This window comes from Enterobacter sp. 3U4 (assembly GCF_057224565.1).
In genome coordinates, this window is sequence record NZ_CP136665.1 from 3,536,028 (window position 1) to 3,549,513 (window position 13,486).

The window sequence follows — 13,486 nt, forward strand, 5'->3', positions numbered from 1 at the left end:
GCGTTAATGGAAGGGAGTTTATTTGCGAAGGATTGCCCGGCGGATACCGGATATATGTGAAATGGAGCTGACGATGAAACGAACTCTTGCTTTGACCTCACTGTTGCTCTCAGCAGGCCTGGTGAGCACCACCGCGCAGTCAGCAGAATTCGCCAGTGCTGATTGTGTGACTGGCCTGAATGAAATTGGCCAGATCTCCGTGAATAATATCTCGGGGAGCCCGCAAGACGTTGAACGTGTCGTAGCATTAAAGGCCGATGAGCAGGGTGCTTCATGGTATCGCATCATCCAGATGCAGGAAGATAACCATATCGACCACTGGCGGGTACAGGCCATTCTCTACGTGTAATCTCCCTCCTGATAAAAGCCACTTACTTTTAGTGGCTTTTCGTTTTTGCAAATTTTTTATCTTGTATAAAACTAATAAAGAACAATTAAATAACATTTTGTTACATTAAAACAGTAAACGTAATCCCCGCTCTGCCGTTGAAGAACCATAACTTTTCAATGATGAGCAATTTATGATCAACTTTTTCCGCCGTGCGGGCCTTGGATCGAAACTCTCGCTGCTGACTGGCGTCAGTGTCGCCACGCTGTTTCTGCTTTTCACCTTTCTGCTCAGCCAAAAAGCCAGCCAGCAGCTTGAAGCCCTTGCGGTCGAAGACCTGCATAATCAGTCCACCGGCATGGTCGACATGGTGCAGATGTTTAACACCAGCCTGAGCGAAGAGGTGGAGAGCTATACCCGTCTTTTTACCACCTTTTTACCGCAGCCCCTGAACATTGATACTTCCCAACCCCAGACGATTAACGGACTTAGCGTTCCGCTTCTGAAAGGCGGAGACACCGGGCTGCATGAAAACAACACGCTTTCAGACGAGTTCCTGAATCGTACGGGAGCCATTTCGACGCTGTTTGTACGCAGCGGAAACGACTTTGTTCGCGTAGCGACCTCCCTGCGCAAAGAGAACGGCGAGCGGGCAATGGGTACCGTTCTGGATAACGCCAGCCCGGCCTTTGCCGCCGTCAACAAAGGTGAAGTCTACCGCGGCCTGGCGCTGCTGTTTGGCAAACGCTACATCACCCAGTACCAGCCGGTTAAAAACGCCGAAGGACAGGTCATTGCGATCGTCTTTGTCGGGGTGGACATCACCCACTCCTGGAACGTCATGCGCGAGAAAATCCTCAACCGCCGCCTGGGCGAGAGCGGTCACTTCTTTGTGCTGGATCGCAGCAACGGCAAAACGCGCGGGCAATATCTGTTCCACGCCAGCGAAGAGGGAAAACTGCCGAAGTGGGACGACGCGACGCAACAACAGCTTCTTAGTGACAAACCCGGCACGCTGGAACGCGTAAGCGACGACGGCCGCACGCTGAAAATGGCCTATACCCCGCTGCCAGGCTGGAACTGGACTATCGTCGGCGAAGTGGATAAATCGGTGCTGCTCTCAAGCGTTACCGCCATGCGCGATCGTTTCCTGCTGGCCGGCGTGGTCTTATCTATCCTGTTTGCTGGTCTGTTCGTGGTTCTTATTCGCCGCGTGCTGACCCGACCGCTGCGCAATGTGATCCATCTTGCCCGTCAATATGCCGCAGGGGATCTTCGTTCCAGCCTGCCCGTGACGCGTCAGGACGAAGTCGGCCAGCTGATCGATGCTATCAACGGCATCGGCGGCGGCCTGCAAAAAATTGTCCTGCAGGTCCGCGAGGCCGCAGGCGAGATCCATTTAGGCACCAACGCGCTGGCCGCCGACACTGGCGAAATTTCAGAGCAGATCAACAAGCAGGCCAGCAGCGTGGAAGAGACGTCTGCCAGCATGGAGCAGCTGGCCGCCACCGTGCAGCAAAATGCCGCCAACATGGAGCAAACGCAGCAGCTGGTGGGTGAAACCTCGCTCGCGGTCCATCAGGGCGGTGAGACGGTCACCCACGCGGTGTCGACCATGGACGACATTCGCGAAGCGTCAAAACGTATCGAAGACATCACGCGCGTGATCGAATCCATCGCTTTCCAGACCAATATTCTGGCGCTGAATGCGGCAGTGGAAGCAGCCCGCGCAGGCGAGCACGGAAAAGGGTTTGCGGTAGTCGCGCAGGAAGTTCGCGCCCTGGCGGGACGCAGCGCTAACGCGGTGAAGGAGATTGAACAGCTGATTGGCGATACGCTCAGAAAAGTCAGTGAAGGTCATGCGCTGTCTGAACAGACGCGCCTGGCGATGGATGACATCATCATTCATATCGATAACATCAGCCAGCTGGTCACCGAGATTAACCATGCCTCACGCGAGCAGTCCGCAGGGATCGGCCAGGTTAACCTCGCCATGACTCATATTGGCGAAGCGTCGCATATCAATGCCGATCGCATCTCACGCAGCGAACAAACCGCTCAAACGCTGCGCGAGAAGGGTTCACATCTGGCTCAGCTGGTGAGTCTGTTCCAGCTAAAAGGTTAACCGACTCTGCCCGTCGCACGCAGCAGCAGGTCGTTTTGTACCTGCTCGCTCATCAGCGTGCCGCCACGGGTATCCAGCATCATGCGGCACCACGCCTGCGCCACCGGGGGCGATGCGTGCCGCAGCATCTGGCTTCCGGCACCCAGCAGGAAAAGCTGCTGCGCAATCTCCCGCCCCTGCGCTTCCTGAGGCTTACGCAGTTTTTGCTGAAGCTGTCGCCAGCTGCGGTCGAAGTGTCTGTCCTGCCCTTTAACCTGCGCAAACTCGTCGGCAAGCAGGTCGTGAATACCCGGCTGCTTCGCCAGCACGCGCAGCACGTCCAGGCACATAATATTTCCTGACCCTTCCCAGATACTGTTCACCGGCATTTCGCGGTACAGGCGGGGAAGTTCGCTCTCTTCGCAATATCCGATCCCACCCAGCACCTCCATCGCTTCAGCCACAAACGGGATGCCCGCTTTACAGACGCTAAATTTCGCAGCCGGGGTAAACAGCCGCGCCCATGCCGCCTCCTGCGGATCCGCGCGTTTATCCCACGCCCGCGCCAGGCGGAACAGCAGCGCCGTTTGCCCCTCCAGCACCAGCGCCATCCGGCTTAGCACTTCGCGCATTAACGGCTGATCGATGAGATTTTTGCCGAAGGTCTGACGCTGATGCGCATGGTACAGCGCCACCGAGAGCGCCCGACGCATCAGTCCGTGGCTGCCCAGCGCGCAGTCAAAGCGCGTCAGACCGCCCATTTTGAGGATCTGCCGTACCCCTTCTCCCTCTTCCCCCAGCAGCCAGCCGGAGGCATCAAGAAACTCCACCTCGCTGCTGGCGTTGGAGCGGTTCCCGAGCTTGTCCTTGAGGCGCTCAAGACGCACGGCGTTGCGCTGCCCGTCAGGCAAAAAGCGCGGCACAAAAAAGCAGGACAGCCCGCCCTTCGCCTGGGCCAATACCAGATGCGCATCGCTTTGCGGGACGGAGAAAAACCATTTATGCCCCACCAGCCTGTAGCTTCCGTCGCTGCATTTTTCCGCTTTGGTGGTGTTGCTGAGCACGTCCGAGCCGCCCTGCTTTTCCGTCATCCCCATGCCGATCAGCAGGCCGCGCTTTTGCGCGCCGGGAGCAAGATGAGGATCGTAGCGATCGCTGAGCAGCGGCGTCAGCCAGTCGTGAAATATTTTGGGGAGCGCCTGCTGCAGCAGCGGTGTCGCGGCAAACGTCATGGTGGCCGGGCAAAGCGTGCCCGCTTCTACCTGAGCATGAAGCACAAAGCGTGCAGCCCGCGCGACAAACGACCCTTTACGCGCCTCCTCTTCCCATGCCAGGTTATGTACCCGATTGGCACACAGCCCCTGCATCAGCAGGTGCCATGCCGGGTGAAAGCGGACGTCATCCAGTCGCTCTCCGGTGGCGTCATAGCGAAGCAACTCCGGCGGATTCACGTTCGCCAGCCTGCCCAGCTCCAGCGACTCTGCGGTGCCTAACTGCTGTCCGATGCTGGCGAGCAGCTCGATATCCCACTCGGCACCCTCGCGCGAAACTGCGTCACGCAGCGCGCAGTCCGAGAGGAAAAGGTTGCTGTTGGAAAGCGGTGCTGGTTGATTGAAAACGGTATGGGTCTGCCAGTGCATGCTGTCTCCCTCCTTCAGTGGCAATGACGATAAGTATGGACAGACCGCGCTCGCGCTGCATGGGAGGGGAGTCACACGTTCACGATCCCGCTGATATCATTCGTGAAATAGCTCACAGAACATAAGAATAAACTATTTCATAACTTCGCTTTTGTTGAATAATTTATTCTTACCCTTTTCAGTGAGGATCGTTATGCAACCGGATGCGCACAAGCGAGCATTAATTGCAGGCTCCATTGGTAACTTTATCGAGTGGTATGAGTTTGCGGTCTACGGTTTTCTGGCGACCGTCATTGCGAAGAACTTCTTCCAGCTTGAAGGGGAAGCGGGGCTTACCAGCCTGATCCTCACCTACGCCTCATTCGCCATCGCCTTTTTCTTCCGTCCGCTGGGCGCGGTGGTGTTTGGCCGCATCGGCGACCGGATTGGCCGTAAGCCGACGCTCATTATTGTGCTGGTATTGATGACGCTCGCTACCGCCGCCATCGGCGTTGTGCCGGTCTACGCCAGCATCGGGATTGCCGCGCCGCTCATTATTACGCTGCTGCGCATCCTGCAGGGGCTGTTCGCGGGCGGCGAGTACGGCGGTGCGGTCTCGCTGATGACGGAGTTCGCCCCGCGCGGCAAGCGTGGGCTCTATGGCGCCTGGCAGTCCTTTACCGTGGCGCTGGGGCTGTTAGCGGGTGCAGGCATCGTGGCGCTGCTCTCCGCCCTCCTCACGCCTGAGGCATTACACGACTGGGGCTGGCGCATTCCTTTCTTCCTGGCGCTGCCCATGGGCGTTGTTGCGCTGTGGCTTCGTGTCAGCATGGAAGAGACACCCAGCTTTGTGCAGCAGCAGGACAAACCGGCCGTCGCGCAGGCGGATATTGCCGCCACGCTCCGGGCCATCGTGATGGGGATTGGCCGCGTCATGGTCTGGTCAGCGGCGGGGTATACCTACCTGGTGATTATGCCGACCTATCTGCAGTCGGCGCTGCACACCGGGTTTAACCAGGCGCTGCTGATCGCGGTAATTTCGAACGTTGGGTTTGCGCTGACCATCATTCCATCGGGGATCCTCAGCGATCGGATCGGGCGGCGCACGGTGATGATTATTGCCACCGCGCTGCTGCTGATCCTCGCCCTGCCGCTGCTGAAACTTCTGCAGGCGGAATCCAGCACGCTGGCGATGAAAGCGATAGTGGTATTGATTGCGGGCGGTCTGGTGGGGATGCTGGCGGGGCCGGGCCCGGCGATGCTCTCTGAGATGTTCCCGACGCGCGTGCGCTATACCGGGCTGGGGCTGGCCTACTCGCTGTCGAACGCGATTTTCTCGGGCTGTGCGGGGCTGATCATTACAGGCTTAATTAAAGAGACGGGCAATCTGGATATTCCGGCCTACTACGTGATGGCAACGGCGGTCGTGAGTATTTTCGCGCTGATGACGCTGAGGAAGGATGACCATTTGCGGTCGTTAGAGGAGTGAGTTTGTCACCGTCTGGTGCCCTCACCCGGCCCTCTCCCACGGGGAGAGGGAGAAAACAAAAGGCCGTCCTTTGGACGGCCTTGCTGTTTATTCTCCGCGCTGACGCACCGCTTCAAACAGGCAGATGCCCGTCGCAACAGACACGTTCAGGGAGGACACGCTGCCCGCCATCGGGATGCCGATCAGCTCGTCGCAGTGCTCGCGGGTCAGACGACGCATGCCTTCGCCCTCCGCGCCCATTACCAGCGCCAGACGGCCGGTCATTTTGCTCTGGTACAGAGTATGATCCGCTTCACCGGCGGTACCGACGATCCAGATATTCTCTTCCTGCAGCAGACGCATGGTGCGCGCCAGGTTGGTCACGCGGATCAGCGGCACGTTTTCCGCCGCGCCGCAGGCCACTTTCTTCGCCGTCGCGTTCAGCTGCGCGGAGCGATCTTTCGGCACGATCACCGCATGCACGCCCGCCGCATCCGCGCTGCGCAGACACGCGCCGAGGTTGTGCGGATCGGTAACACCATCGAGGATCAGGAAGAACGGATTGTCCAGCTCAGCGATCAGATCCGGCAGATCGTTTTCCTGATACTGACGACCCGGCTTCACGCGGGCAATAATGCCCTGATGCACCGCCCCGTCACTTTTTTCATCCAGGAACTGGCGGTTCGCCAGTTGGATCACCACGCCCTGTGCTTCCAGGGCGTGGATCAGCGGCATCAGACGCTTATCTTCACGCCCTTTCAGAATAAACACTTCCTGAAAACGCTCCGGTGCGCGCTCGAGAAGGGCCTGCACCGCGTGGATGCCGTAAATCATTTCACTCATTGATGGTTCTCGTAATAAGTATTTCCCCTCCCCCCGCTGGGGAGAGGGTCAGGATGAGGGGAGATTTTACTCCGCCTGCTTTTTCTTGGCCGCGCGCTTCGCTTTGGTGGCGGCCGCTATTTTCTGTGTCTTCGCAGAAGGTTTCTTCGCTGAACGGGCCTCTTTCTTCGCCGCCTTCGGCTTCTGCTTCTTCTCGCCGCGGAACGCGCTGTCCGGCTCGAAGTTCACCTTCTTGCCCGCCTGACGACGTTTACCGCCGCCCGGTTTACCGTTACCGGTTTTTTTCGCCCTTTCACGCTCGGTTTTACCGACGTTACGCGGCGCGCGCTCGCTGGAAATCAGGCTGAAGTCGATCTTACGGTCGTCCATATTCACGGCTTCGACCTTCACTTCCACACGGTCGCCCAGACGATAGGTCTGACCGCCAGATTCGCCGATCAGACGCTGGCCGACCTGGTCGAAGCGGTAGTAGTCGTTATCCAGGCTGGAGACATGCACCAGACCGTCGATGAACAGCTCGTCCAGACGAACGAAGAAACCAAAGCCAGTCACGCTGGCAATCACGCCTTTAAAGACGTTGCCCACCTGGTCCAGCATAAAGTCACACTTCAGCCAGTCCGCCACGTCACGAGTGGCTTCATCGGCACGACGTTCGGCCATGGAGCAGTGCTGACCCAGCTGCAGCATCTCTTCCATCGAATAGTGGTAGCCACCGGTTTCGGTGGTGTTCCCTTTATGGCCCTGCTCCTGCGCCAGCAGATACTTGATCGCACGGTGCAGAGAGAGGTCAGGATAACGACGGATCGGCGACGTAAAGTGGGCGTAAGACTGCAGCGCCAGGCCGAAGTGCCCGCGGTTTTCCGGATCGTAAATCGCCTGCTTCATTGAGCGCAGCAGCATCGTCTGCAGCATTTCTGCATCAGGACGATCGCTAATGGATTCCAGCAGCTCGGCGTAATCGCGCGGCTCTGGCTTGTTGCCGCCCGGCAGCTCCAGACCGAGTTCGGCCAGCACGGAGCGGAACGACGTAATAGCTTCCGTGGTCGGCTTATCGTGAATACGGAACAGTGCCGGTTCTTTGGCTTTTTCGACGAAGCGTGCCGCCGAGATATTCGCCAGAATCATACACTCTTCGATCAGCTTGTGCGCATCGTTACGCTGGGTCTGTTCGATACGCTCAATGCGGCGCTCGGCGTTGAAAATGAATTTCGCTTCTTCACTCTCAAACGAAATCCCGCCGCGCTCTTCGCGCGCCTGATCCAGCGTTTTGTAGAGGTTATGCAGCTCTTCGATGTGTTTGACCAGCGGCGCGTACTGCTCGCGCAACTCCTGGTCGCCCTGCAGCATATGCCAGACCTTGGTATAGGTCAGACGCGCGTGCGAGCTCATCACCGCTTCGTAGAACTTGTAGCCGGTTAAACGCCCTTTGGTGGAGATGGTCATCTCGCACACCATACAGAGGCGGTCAACCTGCGGGTTCAGGGAGCACAGGCCGTTAGACAGCACTTCCGGCAGCATCGGTACAACCTGAGACGGGAAGTAGACCGAGGTACCGCGGCTGCGCGCTTCGTTATCCAGCGGGGTATGCGGACGGACATAGTAGCTTACGTCAGCAATCGCTACCCACAGACGCCAGCCGCCGCCGCGTTTTTTCTCGCAGTAGACGGCGTCATCGAAGTCGCGGGCATCTTCACCGTCGATCGTGACCAGCGGCAGGGAGCGGAGATCCACGCGGCCCACTTTGGACTCTTCCGGAACTTCTTCACGCAGGCTTTCGATCTGCTCTTCAACCGCTTTCGGCCAGATGTACGGAATTTCATGGGTGCGCAGCGCCATATCAACGGCCATCGTGGTGCCCATGTTATCGCCCAGCACTTCGACGATTTTACCTACCGCTTTGGTGCGGCGGGTTGGGCGCTGGGTGAGTTCCACCACCACCACAAAGCCCATGCGGGCGCCCATCACCTCTTCAGGTGGGATCAGAATGTCGAAGCTCAGACGGCTGTCGTCCGGCACCACAAAGCCCACGCCCGCGTCGGTAAAGTAGCGGCCAACGATCTGGCTGGTTTTTGGCACCAGAACGCGCACGACGCGCGCTTCGCGGCGACCTTTACGGTCAGCGCCCAGCGGCTGCGCCAGAATTTGGTCGCCGTGGATGCACATTTTCATCTGTTCAGATGAGAGGTACAGATCGTCTTTGCGGCCTTCCACGCGCAGGAAGCCGAAGCCATCGCGGTGACCAATGACGGTCCCTTTCAGCAGATCGAGGCGTTCTGGCAGCGCGTAGCACTGGCGGCGCGTAAAGACCAGTTGCCCGTCGCGCTCCATCGCGCGCAGGCGGCGGCGAAGGGCTTCAATTTGCTCTTCACCTTCAATGTTTAATTCAACGGCAAGTTCTTCACGATTGGCGGGTTTTTCGCGTTTTGTTAAGTGTTCAATGATGAACTCGCGGCTGGGAATAGGATTCGCGTATTTTTCGGCTTCGCGTTCCTGGAAAGGATCATGTGACATGTCGGTTCCTCCGTTGTCAGCTCCGGTGGAAATTTTCTTCATTCCACCAGCAATAATTTATAAAGCGGTTGATTCTCTTCAACCAAATCGGCCAGCGTGTAGTTATCCAGTTCCTTGAGAAAACTTTGCACGGCCTTAGAAAGCGCCTGTTTCAGGCGGCAGGCGGGCGTAATGTGGCAGAACTCACTGCTGCAGTTCACAAGAGACAGCGGTTCCAGTTCACGTACCACATCGCCAACACGAATACTCTGCGCCGGTTTACCGAGACGGATCCCACCATTCTTCCCGCGGACGGCAGCAACGTACCCGGCACGACTAAGTTGATTGATTATTTTGACCATATGATTACGGGATACGCCGTAGACCTCTGTAACTTCAGAGATACTGGTCATCTTCCCATCGGGTAACGACGCCATATAGATCAGCGCACGTAAGCCGTAATCGGTGAAACTTGTTAACTGCACATCAACCTCAGGAAAAAGGGAAATCGCGGATAAACCGCAGAGATATTCATTAATGATGATAAACCAGCCAGATAGTTAGCGGCTAATTTATTTGACAGACGGGGCGAAAAAGCGGAGATCCAGGAGCGGTCGCCGGATGGCGCTACGCTTATCCGGCCTACGGGTCACCCCGCAGGCCAGCAGTCACGAAGATTATGCGTCGAACGGGTCGCGCAGGATCATCGTTTCAGTACGATCCGGGCCGGTAGAAATAATATCGATCGGCACTTCGGTCAGTTCTTCAATGCGCTTGATGTAGTCCAGCGCCGCCTGCGGCAGGCCGCTACGCTCTTTCACACCGAAAGTGGTCTCAGACCAGCCCGGCATGGTTTCGTAGATTGGCTCAATGCCTTCCCAGTCGTCAGCAGCCAGCGGCGTGGTAGTCACTTCGCGGCCATCTGGCATACGGTAGCCGACGCAGATTTTCACTTCTTTCAGGCCGTCCAGTACGTCCAGCTTGGTCAGGCAGAAGCCAGACAGGGAGTTGATCTGCACTGCGCGACGCACTGCAACCGCATCCAGCCAGCCGGTACGACGACGACGACCGGTGGTCGCGCCAAACTCGTTACCCTGCTTACACAGGAACTCGCCGGTTTCATCAAACAGTTCGGTCGGGAATGGACCCGCACCCACGCGAGTGGAGTACGCTTTGATGATGCCCAGAACGTAATCCACATAACGTGGACCCAGGCCAGAGCCGGTCGCCACGCCACCCGCGGTGGTGTTGGAAGAGGTTACGTACGGATAGGTACCGTGGTCGATATCCAGCAGCGTACCCTGCGCACCTTCGAACATGACGAAATCGCCACGCTTGCGCGCCTGGTCCAGCAGATCGGATACATCAACAACCATACCGGTCAGAATGTCTGCAATCGCCATGACGTCATCCAGCACTTTCTGGTAGTCAACAGCGTCAGCTTTGTAGAAGTTCACCAGCTGGAAGTTGTGATATTCCATCACTTCTTTCAGTTTTTCAGCGAAGGTTGCTTTGTCGAAGAGGTCGCCCACGCGCAGACCGCGACGTGCAACTTTATCTTCGTAAGCCGGGCCGATACCACGACCGGTGGTGCCGATCGCTTTCGCGCCGCGCGCTTTCTCACGCGCTACGTCCAGCGCCACGTGATAATCCAGGATCAGCGGGCAGGCTTCGGAGAGCAGCAGACGCTCACGAACAGGGATACCACGGTCTTCCAGACCTTTCATCTCTTTCATCAGCGCAGCAGGAGACAGCACAACGCCGTTACCGATGATGCTGGTGACGTTTTCGCGAAGAATGCCTGATGGAATAAGATGGAGGACGGTTTTTTCACCGTTGATTACGAGAGTATGGCCTGCGTTGTGACCGCCCTGGTAGCGTACAACATATTTAGCCCGTTCAGTCAGAAGATCAACAATCTTCCCTTTACCTTCGTCACCCCATTGGGTGCCCAGTACGACGACGTTGTTACCCATTTTTTTCAAAATCACCGTTTGCTTAAAAATGGATTCTACCATCGCTTTTTCAGATATACAGCACTTTTTGACCTCAAAATACGCCGATTGCGCATACTTTTTGATCAGCCAATCGTTTTCCTCAACATGTAGTAGATCACGATGCCCGCAACCACAAGTCCACCGCCAAAACGACGCAAAATATTATCCGGCAGTTGGCTCATGGTGGCGATCATTCGACGCCAGGCGCGCGGATAAAGCATCGGTCCAAGACCTTCCAGCACCAGGACCAGGGCCAGTGCGAGCCAGATCGTTGAATTCATTTTTGTTCCTTATAAAAGAAAACCACCGCTCCGTTGAGAGCGGTGGTTTGAATACTCAAACGAGCCTGAGTTTATCGCGTTGCGTTAGTCGGCGTCTTCATATAACGGAAGAAATCGCTGTCCGGGCTGAGCACCATCACATCCTGGTTGCTCTGGAAGCTATTCTCGTAAGCGCGCAGGCTACGGATAAAGGCGTAGAAGTCAGGATCCTGGCTGAAGGCATCAGCAAACAGTTTCGCGGCTTCCGCATCACCTTCACCGCGCAGGATACGGCCCTGACGTTCAGATTCTGCCAGCGTCTTGGTGACTTCATAGTCCGCTGCTGCACGCAGCTTCTCAGCCTCTTCCTGGCCCTGTGAACGGTGACGACGAGCTACCGCTTCACGCTCGGCGCGCATACGGTTGTAAATCGCCTCGGACACTTCTACTGGCAGGTTGATCTGCTTGATACGCACGTCAACCACTTCGATACCCAGCGCAGCCATACTGTTCGGGTTGATCACCGGCACTTTACCGTTGGTCTCCGCCTGAACGCGTTCAGCCGCTTTAGCAATTGCATCATCCGCTGCAGGGGTTGAAACTTCATCTTCAGTGCCCGCTGTACCGGAGTTCAGCGCATCGCGAACTTCCAGAGTCAAACGACCACGGGAGTCGGTCACGATGTCTTTCACGTCCAGACGACCAATCTCGGAACGCAGACGGTCAGAGAACTTACGTTTCAGCAGCACTTCTGCCTGAGAAACGTCACCACCGCCCGTTGCCAGGAAGTAACGGCTGAAATCGCTGATGCGCCATTTGATATAGGAATCAACGATCAGGTCTTTCTTCTCTTTGGTCACGAAACGATCGGCCTGGTTATCCATGGTCTGGATACGTGCATCAAGCGTTTTCACTGACTGAATGAAAGGCACCTTGAAGTGCAGGCCCGGCTCGTAAATTACCGGGCGTTTGTCGCCGTCACGCACGACGCTGCTGAACTGGAACTTAATCCCACGCTCGCCTTCTTTCACCACAAAGATCGAGGTATAAAGCGCGACCAGTACGATGACGATAATCGCAATAACTGACTTACGCATCCTTATTCCCCCTGACGCTGGTAGTCGTTACGCTGCGCGTTGGCACGGCGTTGGTCCATAATGTCACCATCGTTCGAAGAAGGCGTTGTGTTCGTGCTGGCGCTGCCTGTTGCGGCTGGCGGCAGACGCAGCAGGTTATTCGCTCCGCTGGTGTCGCTTTTCGCTGCTGGTGCAGAACCGCCTTTCAGCATCTGGTCCAGAGGCAGAACCATCAGGTTTCCGCCTTTACTGTCGTTAACCAACACTTTGCGGGTGTGGCTCAGCACTTTTTCCATGGTCTCGATATAGAGACGCTCACGGGTAATTTCCGGTGCCGCTTTATATTCCGGCAGGATCTTCGCAAAGCGAGCCACTTCACCCTGAGCTTCCAGGATGGTCTGGGTCTTATACGCGCGCGCTTCTTCCAGAATACGCTGTGCCTGACCGTTAGCACGCGGCTGCACTTCGTTGGTGTACGCTTCCGCTTCACGGATGTACTGCTGTTCGTTTTCACGGGCAGCAATCGCATCGTCAAATGCGGCTTTCACCTCTTCCGGCGGACGCGCAGCCTGGAAGTTGACGTCCAGCAGGGTGATACCCATGTTGTACGGACGAATGGTCTCTTCCAGCTCGCGCTGGGTATCGCTACGAATAACGGTACGACCCTCGGTCAGGATACGGTCCATGGTGTATTTACCGATCACGCCGCGCAGAGCGCTGTCGGTTGCCTGGCGCAGGCTGTCATCGGCGCTTGTCACGCTAAACAGATAACGCTCAGGATCGGTCACGCGGTACTGCACGTTCATCTCAACGCGCACCACGTTTTCGTCAGAGGTCAGCATCACGCCAGAAGCGGCCAGTTCACGGACGGATTCCACGTTAACCGCGGTCACGTCGTCAATGAAGGTCGGCTTCCAGTTCAGACCCGGCTCAACCAGATGGCTGAACTTACCGAAACGGGTAACTACGCCGCGTTCTGCTTCTTTAATGGTGTAGAATCCGCTGGCTGCCCAGATGATGACCACCGCAGCGGCCACGATGCCCACTACGCGGCCACCCATTGGCGGACGCGAGCTCTGAGTGGAATTGCCACCCGAGCCAGAACCTTTTCCTCCGCCAAGGCCACCAAGCTTCTTGCTCAGTTTGCGGAAGATATCATCCAGATCCGGCGGCCCCTGCTCGCGACCACCTTTGTTGCCATTTCCCTCAGAGTTGCCGCCAGGTTTGCTGCTTCCCCACGGGTCGCGGTCTTGTCCGTTATTACCGGGCTGATTCCACGCCATGTATATGCTCCATATTTG

Annotated in this window: 11 protein-coding genes; 3 read left to right on the forward strand and 8 right to left on the reverse strand. The window is 56.9% G+C overall.

The genetic code is table 11. From position 1 onward, the window contains the following. Nucleotides 1-61 precede the first annotated feature (61 nt). Nucleotides 62-349 carry a DUF1471 family protease activator YjfN gene (yjfN, locus tag RVY89_RS16870; protein WP_021240708.1) on the forward strand — a complete coding sequence of 96 codons (288 nt, stop codon included), beginning with the start codon at nucleotides 62-64 and terminating at the stop codon, nucleotides 347-349. Nucleotides 350-521: 172 nt separating this feature from the next. After that, nucleotides 522-2,453, forward strand: a complete 1,932-nt coding sequence (locus RVY89_RS16875) for a methyl-accepting chemotaxis protein (protein ID WP_484825946.1) — start codon at nucleotides 522-524, stop codon at nucleotides 2,451-2,453. Here the strand turns inward: RVY89_RS16875 and RVY89_RS16880 are convergent. Further along, entirely contained in the window at nucleotides 2,450-4,072 is a 1,623-nt protein-coding gene (locus tag RVY89_RS16880; RefSeq protein ID WP_484825947.1) for an isovaleryl-CoA dehydrogenase, read from the reverse strand. The genes RVY89_RS16875 and RVY89_RS16880 overlap by 4 nt on opposite strands. Before the next feature lie 193 nt (nucleotides 4,073-4,265). Between RVY89_RS16880 and RVY89_RS16885 the strand changes: the two genes are divergently transcribed. Further along, complete coding sequence (locus RVY89_RS16885; RefSeq protein ID WP_484825948.1) at nucleotides 4,266-5,540, forward strand: MFS transporter; 1,275 nt, start codon at nucleotides 4,266-4,268, stop codon at nucleotides 5,538-5,540. A gap of 87 nt (nucleotides 5,541-5,627) precedes the next feature. Here the strand turns inward: RVY89_RS16885 and rlmB are convergent, their stop codons facing one another. From rlmB to hflK, 7 genes are all read right to left on the reverse strand, one after another. After that, the gene (rlmB, locus tag RVY89_RS16890; RefSeq protein WP_484825949.1) at nucleotides 5,628-6,362 is read right to left on the reverse strand and encodes a 23S rRNA (guanosine(2251)-2'-O)-methyltransferase RlmB; all 735 of its coding nucleotides are present in this window, start codon (nucleotides 6,360-6,362) and stop codon (nucleotides 5,628-5,630) included. 66 nt (nucleotides 6,363-6,428) lie between these two features. Next, complete coding sequence (gene rnr / locus RVY89_RS16895) at nucleotides 6,429-8,873, reverse strand: ribonuclease R (protein ID WP_484825950.1); 2,445 nt, start codon at nucleotides 8,871-8,873, stop codon at nucleotides 6,429-6,431. A gap of 38 nt (nucleotides 8,874-8,911) precedes the next feature. Continuing rightward, nucleotides 8,912-9,337: a nitric oxide-sensing transcriptional repressor NsrR gene (gene nsrR / locus RVY89_RS16900; RefSeq protein WP_014068620.1), complete on the reverse strand. Its 426-nt coding sequence runs from the start codon at nucleotides 9,335-9,337 to the stop codon at nucleotides 8,912-8,914. Nucleotides 9,338-9,529: 192 nt separating this feature from the next. Then, on the reverse strand, nucleotides 9,530-10,828 hold the full coding sequence (locus RVY89_RS16905) for an adenylosuccinate synthase (RefSeq protein WP_006178975.1): 1,299 nt from the start codon (nucleotides 10,826-10,828) through the stop codon (nucleotides 9,530-9,532). Between the two features lie 104 nt (nucleotides 10,829-10,932). Next, nucleotides 10,933-11,130, reverse strand: a complete 198-nt coding sequence (locus RVY89_RS16910) for a DUF2065 domain-containing protein (RefSeq protein WP_003855996.1) — start codon at nucleotides 11,128-11,130, stop codon at nucleotides 10,933-10,935. A 71-nt stretch (nucleotides 11,131-11,201) separates the two neighbouring features. Beyond that, nucleotides 11,202-12,206, reverse strand: coding sequence for a protease modulator HflC (hflC, locus tag RVY89_RS16915; RefSeq protein WP_023334250.1), 1,005 nt, complete (start codon nucleotides 12,204-12,206; stop codon nucleotides 11,202-11,204). Nucleotides 12,207-12,208: 2 nt separating this feature from the next. Beyond that, complete coding sequence (hflK, locus tag RVY89_RS16920) at nucleotides 12,209-13,468, reverse strand: FtsH protease activity modulator HflK (RefSeq protein ID WP_484825951.1); 1,260 nt, start codon at nucleotides 13,466-13,468, stop codon at nucleotides 12,209-12,211. Nucleotides 13,469-13,486: the final 18 nt, after the last annotated feature.